This is a genomic window from Sporichthya polymorpha DSM 43042, assembly GCF_000384115.1.
GTDB lineage: Bacteria > Actinomycetota > Actinomycetes > Sporichthyales > Sporichthyaceae > Sporichthya > Sporichthya polymorpha.
In genome coordinates this window covers 2,087,759-2,103,047 of record NZ_KB913029.1, presented here as the reverse complement: position 1 = coordinate 2,103,047, position 15,289 = coordinate 2,087,759, and the positions used below count along the sequence as shown (strand labels likewise).

12 protein-coding genes are annotated in these 15,289 nt (G+C 71.3%); 3 read left to right on the top strand and 9 right to left on the bottom strand.

Features of this window, described 5'->3' with window-relative positions; all coding sequences use genetic code 11:
* Positions 1-12: 12 nt before the first annotated feature.
* The gene (locus tag SPOPO_RS0110435) at positions 13-237 is read right to left on the bottom strand and encodes a helix-turn-helix domain-containing protein (protein WP_019874717.1); all 225 of its coding nucleotides are present in this window, start codon (positions 235-237) and stop codon (positions 13-15) included.
* The gene (locus SPOPO_RS0110430) at positions 238-717 is read right to left on the bottom strand and encodes a DUF2975 domain-containing protein (protein WP_019874716.1); all 480 of its coding nucleotides are present in this window, start codon (positions 715-717) and stop codon (positions 238-240) included.
* A 120-nt stretch (positions 718-837) separates the two neighbouring features.
* Between SPOPO_RS0110430 and SPOPO_RS0110425 the strand changes: the two genes are divergently transcribed.
* Positions 838-1,437: a TIGR00645 family protein gene (locus SPOPO_RS0110425; protein WP_019874715.1), complete on the top strand. Its 600-nt coding sequence runs from the start codon at positions 838-840 to the stop codon at positions 1,435-1,437.
* An 18-nt stretch (positions 1,438-1,455) separates the two neighbouring features.
* On the opposite strand, the gene SPOPO_RS0110420 is transcribed toward SPOPO_RS0110425, so the two are convergent.
* The 6 genes from SPOPO_RS0110420 to SPOPO_RS34805 form a co-directional block, all read right to left on the bottom strand.
* Positions 1,456-2,322 (bottom strand): crotonase/enoyl-CoA hydratase family protein, encoded by an 867-nt coding sequence (locus tag SPOPO_RS0110420; RefSeq protein WP_019874714.1) that lies wholly within the window; start codon positions 2,320-2,322, stop codon positions 1,456-1,458.
* Positions 2,322-6,125, bottom strand: a complete 3,804-nt coding sequence (locus tag SPOPO_RS0110415) for an ATP-binding cassette domain-containing protein (protein ID WP_019874713.1) — start codon at positions 6,123-6,125, stop codon at positions 2,322-2,324. The genes SPOPO_RS0110420 and SPOPO_RS0110415 overlap by 1 nt, the downstream gene beginning before the upstream one ends.
* The gene (locus tag SPOPO_RS0110410) at positions 6,122-7,858 is read right to left on the bottom strand and encodes a type 1 periplasmic-binding domain-containing protein (protein WP_019874712.1); all 1,737 of its coding nucleotides are present in this window, start codon (positions 7,856-7,858) and stop codon (positions 6,122-6,124) included. The genes SPOPO_RS0110415 and SPOPO_RS0110410 overlap by 4 nt, the downstream gene beginning before the upstream one ends.
* Before the next feature lie 80 nt (positions 7,859-7,938).
* Positions 7,939-9,240 carry a hypothetical protein gene (locus SPOPO_RS0110405; RefSeq protein WP_019874711.1) on the bottom strand — a complete coding sequence of 434 codons (1,302 nt, stop codon included), beginning with the start codon at positions 9,238-9,240 and terminating at the stop codon, positions 7,939-7,941.
* Between the two features lie 116 nt (positions 9,241-9,356).
* Positions 9,357-10,967, bottom strand: a complete 1,611-nt coding sequence (locus tag SPOPO_RS28885) for an ABC1 kinase family protein (protein WP_019874710.1) — start codon at positions 10,965-10,967, stop codon at positions 9,357-9,359.
* Positions 10,964-11,749: a TetR family transcriptional regulator gene (locus tag SPOPO_RS34805; protein WP_019874709.1), complete on the bottom strand. Its 786-nt coding sequence runs from the start codon at positions 11,747-11,749 to the stop codon at positions 10,964-10,966. Before SPOPO_RS34805 ends, SPOPO_RS28885 begins: the two co-directional genes overlap by 4 nt.
* Positions 11,750-12,107: 358 nt before the next feature.
* Between SPOPO_RS34805 and SPOPO_RS0110390 the strand changes: the two genes are divergently transcribed.
* Together SPOPO_RS0110390 and SPOPO_RS0110385 are read left to right on the top strand one after the other, a co-directional pair.
* Positions 12,108-12,476, top strand: coding sequence for a hypothetical protein (locus tag SPOPO_RS0110390; protein WP_169577187.1), 369 nt, complete (start codon positions 12,108-12,110; stop codon positions 12,474-12,476).
* Positions 12,477-12,682: 206 nt separating this feature from the next.
* Positions 12,683-13,432 carry a hypothetical protein gene (locus SPOPO_RS0110385; protein ID WP_019874707.1) on the top strand — a complete coding sequence of 250 codons (750 nt, stop codon included), beginning with the start codon at positions 12,683-12,685 and terminating at the stop codon, positions 13,430-13,432.
* A 13-nt stretch (positions 13,433-13,445) separates the two neighbouring features.
* On the opposite strand, the gene SPOPO_RS0110380 is transcribed toward SPOPO_RS0110385, so the two are convergent.
* Positions 13,446-15,281: an AMP-dependent synthetase/ligase gene (locus SPOPO_RS0110380; RefSeq protein WP_019874706.1), complete on the bottom strand. Its 1,836-nt coding sequence runs from the start codon at positions 15,279-15,281 to the stop codon at positions 13,446-13,448.
* Between the last annotated feature and the right edge of the window lie 8 nt (positions 15,282-15,289).

Here is a 15,289-nt window from a genome sequence, read left to right as displayed (position 1 = left end):
GCTGACGTCCCGTCAGACCCGTTCGAGCTCGTTGTCGGGGACGTACTCGAGCAGGTCGCCGGGCTGGCACTCCAGCACCCGGCACATCGCCTCGAGGGTGGAGAAGCGGACCGCCTTGGCCCGGCCGTTCTTCAGGACCGCGACGTTCGCCGGCGTCAGCCCGACGGCCTCGGCGAACTCCCCGACGCTCATCTTGCGCTTGGCGAGCTCGACGTCGATGCGGACGACGATCGCCACTCAGATCACCGCCTCGAGATCGGTCCGCAGTGCGGTGGCCTGGCGCAGCAGCGCCCGCATCACGATCATCAGCAGGCCGACGACCGTGACGCCGACAGTCAGCAGGAACAGCACGACCGGCGCCCCGGGGTCGTCGGCGTGGAAGGCGACGGTGACGTCGATGCCGACCAGCACCACCCAGCCCGCCGCGATCGCGTAGATGATCGCGTCGACCCACGCGAAGGACTCGGGGCTGAAGATCCGGTCGTGCACGACGCGCGTGAGCAACTTCCAGATCGCGACGATCACCACCTGGACGCACGCGATCAGCACGAACACCGCGGCCGTCGCCGGCCACCGCCAGTCCGCGTGCTCCGGGTGCTCGGACGCCATGTGCCGGAACTGGCCGGGGAACGACAGGGTCTGGAGCATCACCAGGAGCGCGAACATCACCAGGAGGAAGACGCGCAGGCCCGTGACCGCGCGACGCTCAAGCAACATGCATTGAGAATCGCTCGGTATCTATCGAAAGTCAATCGGTATCGCCGAAGTCACGTCCCCGGGTCCGGAATGTCCCCTCCCGCGCGGAACTCGGCCGCCCGGTCACTAGTTTTGTCGCCCGTGGATGCCGACGTTCCTCCCCCGACCCCGCCGCAGATCCCGCCGCCGCCCCCGCCGGCTCCCCCGGCCCGCCCCGTGCGGCCGCGGACCCTGGACCAGGCCGAGCGGGTCATCGAGTTCAGCCTGCTCGCCAGCCGATGGCTGCTGCTGCCGCTGTACGTGATCCTCATGGCCGTCCTGGCGATCTTCGGCATCAACGCCGCCGAGGAGCTCTGGCACCTCGCCGAGGACATCGGGCACATCTCCGAGGCCGAGCTGATCCTCTCGGCGCTCTCGCTGATCGACCTCGCCCTGGTGGCGAGCCTGATCGTGATGGTGGCCCTGTCCGGCTACGAGACCTTCGTGTCCCGTTTCGACACCACCGGCGAGATGGAGCAGCCCCAGTGGCTCGGCAAGCTCGACCTCGGCACGGTCAAGCTCAAGCTCGCCGCGTCCATCGTCGCCATCTCCGGCATCCACCTGCTCAAGCAGTACATGACGACCGAACCACTCCCCAACGAGCGGCTGCTGACCCTCGCCGGCGTCCACCTCGCGTTCGTCGCGTCCGCGCTGCTGCTCGCCTGGGTCGACCGGATGTCGTTCTCCGGCCACCGGCACTGACCGTCAAGAGGTCCTGGATCAGAGATCCTCGGCCCGCGGGACCGGGCCGCCACCCTCCGGGATCGGGCGGCCCGAGTCGCGCCACTTCACGGCCTCCCCGAAACCGTGCTCGGCCGCGAACGCCTGGAACCACCGGCCTTCCGGGGAATGGCGGGTGATGCCGTCGAAGAGCGTGGCCAACAACTGTGTACCGGCCAGGCCCATGTTGTCGTAGGCCTGATTGATCATCAGTTTCTGCATCGCGAGCTGGTTGGTCGGGACGCCCGCGATCCGCTCGGCCAGCGCGTCGACGGCGGCGTCGAGCTCGTCGGCCGGGACCGCCTCCACGACCAGGCCCCACTCCGCGGCCTGGCGCCCGTCGATGGTGTCGCCGGTGAACAGCATCCGCTTCGCCCGCTCGACCCCGAGCCGGTAGACCCACATCGCCGTCGTGGGGCAACCCCACACCCGTGAGGGCATGTACCCGATACGCGCGTCGGAGGCCATGACGACCAGATCGCACGAGAGCGCGATGTCGCTGCCGCCGGCGACGGCGTAGCCGTGGACCTTGGCGATCGTCGGCTTGAGCGAGCGGAACAGCGTGAAGAACTGGTCGGTGTTGCGCTTCATCATCCGGAAGTCCGCGATCGGGTCCCAGACGACGTCCTGCGTCTGGTGCCCCGCCTCGGCGTAGTCCTTGAGGTCGTAGCCCGCGCAGAAGGCCCGACCCGCCCCGGCGACGACGAGAACGTGCACGCCCGGGTCGTCGTTCGCCCGCTCCACCGCGGCCGCGATCTCGCCCGGCATGACGTCGTCGATCGCGTTCAGCCGCTCCGGCCGGTTCAGCGTCAGGTACGCGACGCGGTCCCGCGTCCCGTAGGTGATCGAGCGAAACTCCTTCGCCATCAGCGCGAGCCGGACCGAGCCAGGAAGGCCTCGTCGGTACCGAGGTAGGAGCTGATGACGTCCGGGTGGGCGAGGACCTCGGCGGGGGTGCCCGTCGCGATCACGGCGCCGGTCTCGAGCGCGACGAGCTCGTCGCACAGGTTCGACATCAGCGCCATGTCGTGCTCGACGACAACCATCGCGCAGTCGAGATCGGCCTGGACCCGCTTGAGCACCGGGACCAGCGCCTCCGCCTCGCGCTGGGCGACACCGGCCGACGGCTCGTCGAGCAGAACTACGTCGGGCCGCTGCGCCAGCACGCACGCGAGCTCCACGATGCGGCGCGTACCGGTCGAGAGCTCACCGGTCAGGTGATCCCGGTACCGCGTCAGGCCGAGCGTCTCGAGCAGCTCCTCGACGCGCACCTGCACGGCGTCGTGGACGTCGAAGGCTGCGGGCAGCCACAGCGCGACCGCGAGCGGGTCACGACTCGCGAGGTGCCGGTCCAGCGCCACCGCGATCGTCTCCGAGACCGTGAGCCCCGGGTACAGCCGCGCGTCCTGGAACGACCGGCCGAGCCCGCCGAGCGCCCGCTGGTACGGCGGTAACTCGGTCACGTCGTGGCCGGACAGGTACACCGCGCCCGCATCGGGGACGAGGAAGCCGGAGAGCAGGTCGAAGATCGTCGTCTTGCCGGCACCGTTGTGGCCGATGAGCCCGACGATCCTCCCCTTCGGCACGACCAGGTCGACGCCGTTGATGACCCGGACACCGCCGAAGCTCTTGTAGAGCCCCTTCGCCTCCAGGGCCGGCACCGATTCCTCCGTAACGTCAGCGGGATCGGTCGCTGTAGCGCGCGCTTTCGCTGACGTTGCGGGGGGTGGGGGGGCAGCGGCACCCTCAGCAGCGGCACCGAGAAACACCGCGCGGAGGATGTCCGGGCGGTCGAGGAGCTCGGCGGTGGGGCCGGCGAAGCGGACCCGGCCCTTCTCGAGGAACACCGCGCGCTCGGCGAGCAGCAGCGCGACGTTGACCGACTGCTCGACGACGAGGACGGTGACGCCGCTCGCGTTGATCTCCCGGACGACGTCGACGAGCTCGCCGACGACGACCGGCGAGAGACCGAGCGAGAGCTCGTCGATGCAGAGCACCTTCGGGCGGACGGCCATCGCCATGGCCATCGAGAGCATCTGCTGCTCACCGCCGGAGAGGTCGCCGGCGCGGGTGTCGATGCGCCGGGCCAGGGGCGGGAACAGCGCCAGCGCGCGGCGGCGGGCGTCGGCGACGGCCTCGGCGTCACGGCGGACCATCCAGGTCGCGAGGCGCAGGTTCTCGGCGACCGTCAGCGTCGGGAAGATGCCGCGGCCACCGGGCATCATCGCGAGGCCGCGGGCCGCGATCTTCTCCGGCGCGAGCTTGTCGATCGAGGAGCCCTCGAGCGCAGCGGTGCCGTGCGTCGGCGGCAGCAGGCCGCACAGGGCGCGCAGGACGGTCGACTTGCCGGCGCCGTTGGTGCCGAGCAGCGCGACGACCTCGCCCCGGCTGACGTCGAGGTCGACGCCGAACAGCACCTGGTTCGGGCCGTAGGAGGCCTCGATCCCGCGGCACCCCAGCGCGACGTCCGCGCCGGCGAGGGTGGCGTCCGCCCCGGAGCGGGCGTGCGCACGTTCGGCCGCCTCCTGCTCGGCGGCCGCCTCGGCCTCGGCGACCGCGAGCGCGGCGGCCGCGGCCGGGTCGGTCTCGACGTCCACCTCGGGCGCCGCGGCCGCCTGACTGAACGCGTCGTCGTGGTCCCACTCGACGCCGTGCCGCTTCGCGGCCCACATCGCGTACCGGTCGCGGATCGTCGTCCCGGCCTGCGCCAGACCACCCGGCAGGAGGAGCAGGACGACGAGGACACCGACACCGGTCGCGACCAGTTGCAGCTGCGGGACCCAGTAGATGAGCAGGTGCAGCGCCACCGTGGCGGCGAGCGCACCGCCGATCGAGGCGACGCCGCCGATGACCACCGTCGTGAACGCCAGCAGCGACAGCGACGTGTTGTACGTGCGGAGGCCGACCGCGCCGAGGGCGGTGGCGTGCACGGCGCCCGCCATGCCGGCGAGCACACCGCAGATGACGAACGCGGTGAGCTTCGAGCGCACTCCGTCGACCCCCGCGGCCGCGGCCGAGCGTGGGTTGTCGCGGGTGGCGACCATCGTGCGCCGCGTCCGCGCGCGGGCGAGGTTGCGGGCGACGACGACGGAGAACAGCACGAGCGCCAGGCCGACCAGGTAGAGCGTGCGGTCCTCGCGCATGTCCCACCGCTGGAACAGCACGGGCCGGTCGAACGCGCCCGGCACCAGCCACGGGAAGTTCGTCGGGTTGAAGAAGAACTGGTCGACGGCGACGGCGAAGGTCAGCGTCGTGACGGCGAGCAGCTGGCCGCTGACCCGCAACGCGGGGATCGCGACCAGCAGCGCCACCGCTGCACCCGCGGCACCACCGGCGATCATCGCGACGAAGAAGTCGACGTTCCACTTGGCCATCAGGTCACCGGCAACGACGCCACCGGTACCGAGGATGGCGATCTGACCCAGACTCACGGTCCCGGCCCAGCCGGTGAGGACCACGAGCGAGACCGCGACGACGGCGTAGCAGGACGCGACGGTCGCGATGTTCAGCTGGCTCGGCGAACCGACCCACGCGAGCCCGACCAGCGCCGCGATGCAGGCGATCCCGAGGACGAGCTGCGCGATCCGGATCTCGGGCAGCACCTTGACACGGTGCGGCAGCCCGCGGACGGAGCCGGTGGTGAGCCAGGTGCCCTCGGCCGCAGCAGCCTCGGCGCGGCCCTTGTCGCCGCGCCTCAGCAGCAGCGCCGCACACAGCACGATCAGCAGCACGACCGAGGTGACCGACTGCTTGTCGGAGTTCCACCGGACGAGCTGGTCCAGGATGCCGAGCGCGACGCCGGCGACGAACGCCCGCGGCAGCGACGACAGACCGGCCACGACGGCGGCAGCGAGCGCGGGGAGCATGACCTGCGGACCCGACGAGGCGATCGAGAGGTTCAGGCCCTCCGACGGCGAGCGCAGGGTGACGGTCAGCGCGGCGAGACCGCCGGCGATCGTCCACACCAACAGGGAGAGCCGGTTGGCCGGGATGCCGAGCAGCCGGGCGCGGTCACCGTTCTCCGCGATGCCGCGGATCGCGATGCCGGCGTCGGTGCGCAGCAGGAACCAGGTGAGCGCCGCGAGCACGAACGGGACGACGAAGACCAGCGCGAAGTCGTTGCCGGAGATCAGCAGCGGGTCGACGTCCCAGGTGTACTCCGACAGCGGGGTCTTGAACGACCCGACGAGCACGGGGCCGTCCATCAGCGCCGGGGTCGCCGCCTGACCGGCTGCGAACAGCTGCGCGAGACCGATCGTGGCGACGGTGACGACGAGGCGCGGTGACTTGTCGAGGCTCCGCATCACGACGCGCTCGACCAGGGCACCGCAGAGCAGACCGACGGCGATGCCCGGGATGATCGCGATCGGCCAGGGCACGCCCTTGCCGAGGTGCAGCCCGATCGCGACCGAGGCCCCGAACCCACCGATCCCGGCGAGCGCGAAGTTCACGACCCGATGGCTGCGGTAGGTCAGGACGAGGCCGACCGCGAGCAGGCCGGTGCCGGTGCCGATCAGCGCGCCGAGGAAGACGACGCCGAGCGGGACGGTGTCCGGCGCGACCTGCGTCGCCACGAGCAGCGCCAGCACCGCGCCGACACCGACCGTCGTCGGCCCCTGCGGGAGCCGCGCCCAGACGCCCGACGGGGCGTCAGACTTGTGGGTGCTCACGCGTTCTCACGGATCGCGGCGGGCTCACGCGCGAACGCCTGCAGCTGCGCCGGAGCGGCGGGGCCCTTCGGCCACTTGCCCGGCTTGTAGCGCTTGTTGTCCGAGCGGTAGGCGCCCTTCGCGCCGTTGTACACCGAGACCGCCTCCGGGTCCCACCAGATCTCACGGGCGTCCCGGTACGGGGCCCAGGTGTTCTTCGGGTACGACCAGGTGCCCGCCGGCCCGGTGCCGCCCGGGTACGCGCGCAGACCGTCGGAGAACGTCTGCGGCGTCAGGTTCGGCCCGGCCATCTGCAGGCCCGTCGCCAGCTGGTACAGGAAGTAGTAGAAGATGTCGACGCCGAAGATCGGCTCGTGGTTCGGGTCCACGGACTTCGCGGCGGCGTAGGCGTAGCTCGCCTGCTGCGGCTGCTCCTCGCCGATCATCGAGAGCCCGAACGCGTGCTTCCACTGACTCGAGTCGTAGAGCTGGCCGAGGACCGAGGAGTCCATCAGCCCGACACCGGTGACCACGTACTCCGGGTAGTAGTTCTGCTGACTGAAGCGCGAGATCAGCAGCAGCGGGAGCAGCGGGTCGGAGGCGAGCACGATCGTCGTGATGCCGTCGGCCTTCATCTTGGCCGCGATGTTGTTGGCCTGGTCCGAGAGCGTCGCGAGGTCGAGCGTGTAGTTGTACCGGGTGACCTTGTGGCCGTTGGCCTCGATCTGCTTCTGCCCGGTGTTCGCGCACTGCTGATACTCGGGGTTGTCCGGGGTGATCAGGCCGACCTTGCGCTCCTTGCCCTTGATGCCCTCACCGGCGTGGTCCGCGGGGTAGCCGAAGACGCGCTTGTTCATGTACTCGGCGATGGTCTCCGAGAGCGAGGTGCAGTCCGGGAACGGGCTCCACGCGTACGGCGCGCGCTGGGCGAACCACTCGCGCGACATGTAGAGGGCGCCGATCGAGAGGACCTTCTGCCGCGACAGCGCGTCGGCGTAGGGCTGGGTGAAGGCGCTGATGTCGGCGAAGATGTTGAGCTCCTTGGCCGCGCGGATCGCGTCCGCGTTCGCGGCCTCCTGCCCGGCACCGACGATCTCGTTGAAGACCGAGCCCTTCCCCTGCCACTCCACGAGTTCGATCTTGCGCCCGTAGAACTGGAAGTTCTTCTCGAAGTACTTGACCAGGTTCTCCATCGTGCGACGGAAGTCCTCCTCCGTCGCCTGCGGGATCTGGTTCGCCTTCTCGCCGGCGAGGTCGCCGATCGTGGACTGGAAGTCCTTGATGTCCTCGACCGGGATGCGGAACCCGATGCGGATCTTGTCCTTGGTGACGCCGCGGTAGGTCGCGCCGCCGTTGTCCTTGCCGGCCGGCCAGGTCATGCACGGCGGGGAGTACGGATCACCGGAGACCTGCTGCTTGCGGTCCGCACACGCGTCCGCGGCACCGGAGGCGGGCTTGCCGGTGCCCGCGCTCTGGGTCGTCGCCTTGCCGGGCTGCTGCGGCGTGCCGGGCGTCGTGACGCCGGGCACGACCGGCTCGCCGGGGGTGCCAACCGCCTGGCCACCGAGGTCGGAGGACTGGCCCGGCGCAAGCCCGGTGTCGCCGCCGGAGACCACGGTCTCCTCGCGCGCGATCGTCGGCACCAGCGTCACGACGAGCACGAAGGCGATCGCCAGCGCCAGCAGGGGGCCGTAGCCGCCGAGGATGCGGCGCGGCGCTGCCCCCAGCGTGCGAGCGGGGCGGGAGAGCTTCATCGAGAACGTTCCTCCTGGCCGGCGGTGACCGGGACGGGCGGGCGAACGACTGGACTGACGACCCGTCAGACGACGAGCCGTCAGCTCAATCTGGCTCGCAGTCGGTCGGCGGCGGCGAGCAGCACCACCAGCGCGAGGATCAGCCCGGCGGCGAGTCCCCCGCGTTCGGAGACGCAGCTGCCACCGTCGGCGTGGGTGGAGCGGCACGCGATCGAGAGCGGGCTCGCCTCACCGACGGTGGGGACGAGGTTGGCGCCGCCCGCGACCGTCGGCACCGCGCCCGGCGCGAGCGGGCCCGTGCCGGGCGCGGCGCCGAGGTCCGGCGGGACGACCCCGGGCGCGACACCGGTCGGGTCGAGCAGGCCACCGAGGCCGTCGCCGGTGCCGAAGGGGTTGTCGTAGACCGTCGCGTCGGTGCCGGCGCGGGCACCACCGAGGTCGATGTCGATGCCGCCGTTGTCGCCCATGGCGATCAGGGCGAGGTCGGCGACGAGGTAGCCGAAGCCGATCGCCTTGGCGAAGCCGCAGTCCGGCGAGGCCTGCAGCGGCTTGACCAGGTCGAGCAGCTGGGTGCGCAGCGGCTGCACGGCCTCCAGGGCCGGGCCGAGGACCGCGCGCATCTCCGGCGTCGTCGAGATCGTCAGCCGCAGCGGGCTGACGGAGACGAGGGTGTCGGTCTTCGAGACCGCCGGTGCGTTCAGCGAGAGGCCGAGCGGCTGAAGGACCTGGTTCGCGGCGTCGAGCGCCGTCTTCAGCTCGTTCGCGCCCTCGGTCGGGTAGTACTGCCCGGCGACGCGGATCGAGCCGACCCGGAACGCGGCCGAGTTGTCGTTCTTCGCGCCGGTGAGGTGCGAGGCCGTCCACTCCAGGCCCTGCAGGACGACGGCGCCGTCGGCGAGGCTGAGCCGGCTCATCCCGCTGCTGGCGGTGGCCGCGCGCTGGACGTTCGGCCGAAGCTCCGACGTGGCCGTGGAGATACCGCCGGCGGCGCTGAGGATGCCGGTCAGGTCGATCCGGGTGCCCTCGACGGTGGCGTCGGCCCTGGCGTTCGGTTTCGCGGCGCCGTACTGGCTGCCGAGCTCGATCGGGGTGCCGGCGCCCACGGAGGCCGTGCGCAACTCCGCCGGACCACCGCCGGAGGAGACCGCGACGCCCTCGGGCATCGAGCCCTCGGGGAACAGCGTCCCCGGCGCGACGCCGCAGGCCACGGGCGCCTTGGACAGCGTCCCGAGCATGCCGGTGTCGACACTCTCGGCCGAGGCGTTGCCCTGCGGCCCGGCGAACCGAGTACGGGTCTGACCGAAGCCGACGCCGACCCCGAGACCGGACGATCGGATCGTCACCCGGGCCAGGCTCGCGGATGCGGCGCCGGTGCCGGGCACGAAGGTCTCCTTCGCCGCAACGGGGGCGGCAAAGGCAGCGGACAGCGGGACCACAGCTGCCCCCGACAGCACGACTGCGGAAACGAGGGCCGGCACCGAAAGCGGTTGTCGACGCATCAGGATTCCACCGCCGCCTCTCTGGACTCGGCCGCCGGCGGGGCGGCTGGTCTGATCAGAGCACCCATCATGATGGTTGTCAGCTCGACTGGGTATTTACCGGTCATATGGGCCAGCAAAGCTTCCAGTTCGGCCAGCATGTTGGCCTCGGGCGCCAGGGCTGCGGCGAATCCCTGCAGGTAGAGCATGTTGCGGCTGAACAAGGCGAGTTCCTTGGGCGTCTGGAACCCGATCTTCATCAGGGACCCGATCATCGCCTTCATCTGACGCGTGATCAGCGTCAGATCGAGCTGACTGAACGACGCGTCGGTGAACTCGGTCATCAGCGACTGGTACTTCTCGACCTCGGCGACCGCGGCCTCGATGTCCGCACCCTCGGGCAGCGCGCCCATCTCCACCGCCGCCATCACCTGACCGCGCGAGTCCTGCTGCATCGAGGCGACGAGCATGCGCACGAGCAGCGCGCGTTCCCGAGAGTCAATACGGCCGCACACTCCGTAGTCGACGAGCGAGATCGTGCCGTTCTCGGTGATGAGGACGTTCCCGGAGTGCAGGTCGCCGTGGAAGACGCCGTAGATCAGCGCGTGCTCCAGCACGCCGGCCGCGGCGAGGCGGAGCAGCTTCGCCCCGTCGATCGCGTCGCCGTAGCGCTCGCGGGCCGCGGTGTAGGGCACGCCGTCGACGCGCTCCATGACCAGGACGTCGGAAGTGATCAGGCCGGGGATCGGACGCGGGACGCGGACGAAGCCCGTGCCCGCAGCCTCCCCGGCGGCGGCCACGTGGATCATGTTCAGCGCCTCGAGGCGGAAGTCGAGCTCGCCGAGAACCAGCTCCGCCGACAGCGGCAGGATCTCCTTGGCGTTGCTCATCCGCGCGGACTTGCTGACCTTCGTCGTCACCGCGGCGAGGACGGCCATCACCCGGAAGTCGGCGCCGAAGCGGCGGCGCAGGCCCGGCCGCTGCACCTTGACGACGACCTCGGTGCCGTCGAGGAGCACGGCGTCGTGGACCTGGGCGATCGAGGCGGCGGCGCGCGGCTGCGGGCTGAACGAGGCGAACACCTCGCTCAGCGGACGGCCCAGGCTGGCCTCGACCGCCTTCTCGGCCTCGCCCGCCGGCAACGGCGGGACCTCGTCGCGGCACCAGGCGAAGGCGGCGACCCACTCGTCGGGCAGCAGGCCCTGCGCGGTCGCGATGCCCTGTCCGACCTTCACGTACGCGGGCCCGCCGGCGTGGACGAGCTGCTGCGCCCGGCGGACGCCGGCCGACGGCCGCCGGCTCGGCTGCTCTCCCCGCGCCCCGGCCGACGTTCGCAGCACCCGGCGGCGGACCACCGAGCCGGCCTCCCCGAGCGCCCCGAGGAGCGCGAACCAGCAGAACCGCACGAAGGTGACGACGACCGCGACCAGCGTCGCCGGCGTCAGGCGGGGGCCGGCCAGTGACCGAGCCTGCGCGCGGACCCGCGGCGCGACGACGTCCGCGTGCCGACGCAGCAGCGCCAGCTCCCCGACCAGGCCGTCCCGGCCGCGGATCCATGCGGAGTCCGCGGCCAGGACGTCCAGGTCCGGCAGGGGCGGCGGGCCACCGGCCGCCGGGTTTCCGCGGCTCATGCGTCCCGCCCTTCTCCGCCACCTGCCGGTCGTTCTCCCGCAGGCCGTTCGATGCTCTCCATGACCTCCCGGCCGGCGTCGACCATCGCGGGGATCGCCCCGAGGAGCGTCACCATGTCGATCTTCTCGACGCCCGAGGAGGAGAGCCCGCCCCAGACGAATTTGGCCAGGTAGTTCACGAAGTCCTGCCGGCTCATCGAGCGGCGGTTCAGCCACCAGTCGGTCGCGGCGAGGGCGAAGCCGACGGTCCCGAAGGCCCAGGGCTCGGCGCCGCCCGAGTCGACGCCGGCGGCGCGCAGCACGGAGCCGATCAGCTTCGACAGGTGCGCGCCGGCCTCGGTGGCCATCGGCAGCTCGGAGAGCCCACCCGCCGGCAGGTCACCCGCCACGCGGATCACCCAGCCGTAGATCTGGGGCTCACGCTCGACGAAGGAGACGAAGACGTCGAAGACCTTCGCGAGCAGCTCCTCCGGCTCGCCGCCGGACATCACGGCGAGCAGCGCGTCGGCCGCGACGGTCTCGGTCAACTTGCCGACGACGGCGGCGGTCAGGCCGAGCCGGTCGGTGAAGTGGTCGTAGAGGACGGGCTTGCTCATCCCCGCGCCGGCGGCGAGTTCCGCGAGCGTCGCGTCCGGCCCGATCCGGCGGATCGCGCCGATGATGCCCTCGAGGTACTCCTCGCGGCGGACCGAGCGGCCGGCGGTCGAGCCGACCGGGCGGCCGGGGCGGCGACGCGGGGGCGCGGCGGGGTCCGGGGCCTGCGTCGAGTTCCCGGTCGCCACGTTCCCTCCGCTGCACTCGTGTCGGCTGTTTCGGCGGCTTCGCTGGACCCGAAGCCGTCCGTCGCTGCACAATAACCCGATGCTGAGTAGGTTTATAGCCCTGCCGGGCCAGATTTTGCGGGGACAGTGCCAGTTAGCTGCCCTGTTCGTGATGGTCCCGCTCTGGACGGCTGAGCGCGTAATCCGACTCGCCGTAGCGGACGGCCCGTCCGGGCCGGCCGTCCCGCGCCGTAGACCCGGAGGAGAAATGGGCCACGAGTTCCTTTCCGAGGACTGGATCACCGAGGTTAAGGCCGTTCGTGACGAGTATGCGTCGCAACTGCCGGACGTCGGAGTGCCGGCGCTCAAAGTTAATGTGGTGATCACAGGGGCTCCCGAGGCCGTTGCGCCGGACGGGGTGATCCACGCCCACGCCGACACCGGCGGTCCGACCCTGGCCCTGGACACCGGCTCGCTCGCCGACCCGGACCTCACGGTCACCATCGACTACAACACCGCCTACGACCTGCTCGTCGAGCAGAAGCCGAACGCGGCGATCGGCGCCTTCCTCTCCGGCCGCATCCGCCTGACCGGCGACCTCGAGCGCCTCGCCGCCCAGACCGGCTTCGACCCGGCCTCGATCCCGGCCCTGCTCGCGAACCTCGGGATCACCGGCAGCTCCAGCCTGGCCGACGTCGACCCCCTCGCTGCCGAGATCGGCGGCAAGATCCGCGCGCTCACGGCCTGACTCGGTGGCCCGAGCCCGGGCCTGTTCCGCGTCCGTTCGGGTAGTCCTTCCGGTGAGGCGGAAGGAGCGAAATCCCATGGCCGCTCGGACGAGGCGGAAATCAGCCTTTCGGTCGGCATGTCGCTTCCGCCCTGACAAGGGATCCGACCGGGACGTACAAACGTCAGACGGGGGACGGACAGTTCGGGGCTTTTCGGGGGCGAGCGATGGACCAGGCGACTGAGCTGCGGCGTGCCTACGCCACGCTCGGCATCAGCGAGAACGCCACGCTGGAGGAGGCCCGCGCGGCCTACTCGACCTGGTCGATGCTGCTCTCCGATCTCGCCGTCGTCGGCGACAGCTCCGGCGAGGCGGAGGCCGAGAGCGCCGCCCGGTCCCCGGAGCAGAGCCACGCGCAGGCCCACGTGCAGGCGACGTTCGCGCGCCACGAGCTCGACCTCGCCTGGTACGCGATCGAGCAGGCCCACATCGACGGCGCGCTGTTCGTCCGCCGCGCGCGGGGCTGCAGCGAGTGCGGCCGCACGCCGGCGGTTCGCATCACCCTGCACACGGTGGAGAGCGGTTGCTTCCGCGCCCGCCGCACCACCACCTCGAGCCTGGTCTGCCGCGACTGCGGCCTGCAGGCCGTCTCCGATGCCCAGCGCACCAACCGCCGCGACGGCTGGTGGAACACGCTCGGTCCGATCTGGACCGTGCAGGCGATCACCCGCAACGCGGGCGAGCGCCGCTTCCTCCGTCGGGTCGACGCCCCGCCGCGCCGCCCGGCCCCCGCGCCGCGCGTCTCGGAGGAGGACCTCTACGCGCCCCGGCCCCGTCGCCGCAGCGTCCGGATCCTCGGCTGGATCACCGGGCTCGCCGCGATCGGCCTGACGGTGGGCATGGCCGTCCCCGTCGCCACCGGCGACCACGAGCCCCCGCCCCCGGCCACCTCGACCGCGGACCCCGCGGCGAAGTGAGTCGCCTCGATCCTCAGACCGACGAGATCGTCCCCGCGTAGAACGTGTCGAGGACGTCGGCGTACTTGGACTCGACGGTCTTGCGCCGGACCTTCATGCTCGCGGTGAGCTCACCGGTCTCGACGGTGAAGTCGTTCGGGAGGATCGCGAAGTCCTTGATCGTCGAGTAGCTCGGCAGCGACGAGTTCACCTCGTCGATCGCCCTGCGCACCTCGGCCCGGACGGTCTCGTTCGCCGCCCACGCCGCCGCGTCGGCACCGAGCCCGTTCGCCTCGGCCCACGGCTTCGTGACGTCGGGGTCGAGCGTCACCAGCGCGACGCAGAAGTTGCGCCGGTCGCCGTGGACGACGACGTTGCCGACGTACGGGCACGTGGCCTTGATCGAGCTCTCGATCGGCGCCGGGGCGACGTACTTGCCCCCCGAGGTCTTGATCAGTTCCTTCTTGCGGTCCGTGATCCGCAGTCGTCCGACCTCGTCGAGCTCGCCGATGTCGCCGGTCGCGAGCCAGCCGCCGTCGAGCAGCGTGGCCGCGGTCTCCTCGGGCAGGCCGTGGTAGCCGCGCATGATGCCGCGGCTGCGGAAGAGCACCTCGCCGTCCTCGGCGATCTTCACCTCGGTGCCGGGCAGCGGCGGGCCGACCGTGCCGAACTTCGCGGCGCCGGGGCGGTTCACGAAGCTCGCGGCCGAGGACTCGGTGAGGCCGTAGCCCTCGAGAATCGTCATGCCGGCCGCGTCGAAGAACTCCGCGATCTCGGGCGACAGGGGCGCGGACCCGGAGATGAAGTAGCGGATCCGGCCACCGAAGCGTCCCCGGATCTTCGAGAGGACCAGGCGATCCGCGACCTGCAGCTGAATCTGCGTCAGAAGTGACGGGGATTTGCCGGCCTGCCGGGCCTTCGTCGCCGCCAGGCCGACCCCGCGGGCCCACCCGAACAGCTGCGCCTTGACGCCGCCCTCACCGCGAACCGTCGCGGCGATCGTGTTGTGGATCTTCTCGAACACCCGCGGGGCCGCGGCGACGACCGTCGGGCGGAGCTCACCGAGGTTGGCCGCAATCCGGTCCACGCTGCCGTCGATGGCCGTCGGCGCACCGGCCGCGATCATCATGACCACGAGCGCCTTGCCGAACGAGTGCGACATCGGCAGCCAGAGGAAGTGCAGGTCGTCCGGCCGCACGATCGCGACGGCCATGACCGCCTCGGCGACGTAGACCCAGTTGTCGTGGGTGAGTTCGACGCCCTTGGGACGGCCGGTCGTGCCGGAGGTGTACATCAGCGTCGCGAGGCGGTCGCCGGTGATGGCGGCGACGCGCTCGGTGTAGGCCGCCGGTTCCGCCTCGGGACGCTTCGCCCCGCCCTCCTCGAGGTCCGCGAAGGAGTGGACCCAGTCGCCGTCGCCGGCCCCGTCCATCACGACGACCGCGCGCACCGACGGGATCTGGTCCCGCACCGACCGCAGCTTGGCCACCTGCTCGTCGTTCTCGGCGATCACGACCTGAGTGTCGGAGTCGGTGAGAACGAAGGCGCACTCGTCCGCGGTGTTCGACGGGTAGATCGTCGTCGTCGCGCCGCCCGCGGCGAGGATCGCGAGGTCGCCGAGCACCCATTCGACGCGCGTGCTGGAGAGGATCGCGACCCGGGTCTCGGCCCCGACGCCGAGACCGATCAGGCCCGCGGCGAGCGCGCGGACGCGGTCCTGGGCCTGCGCCCAGGTGAGGTCGGCCCAGCCGTTGCCGCTGCGGAAGCTGAAGGCCTTCGCGTTCGGCGTCCGGGCGACGCGGTCGACGAGCAACCCGGGGATCGAGGCGGCGGTGGCGTGGTCGGCAGTGGAACCGGCGGTGGCGGACAAGGCGGGCC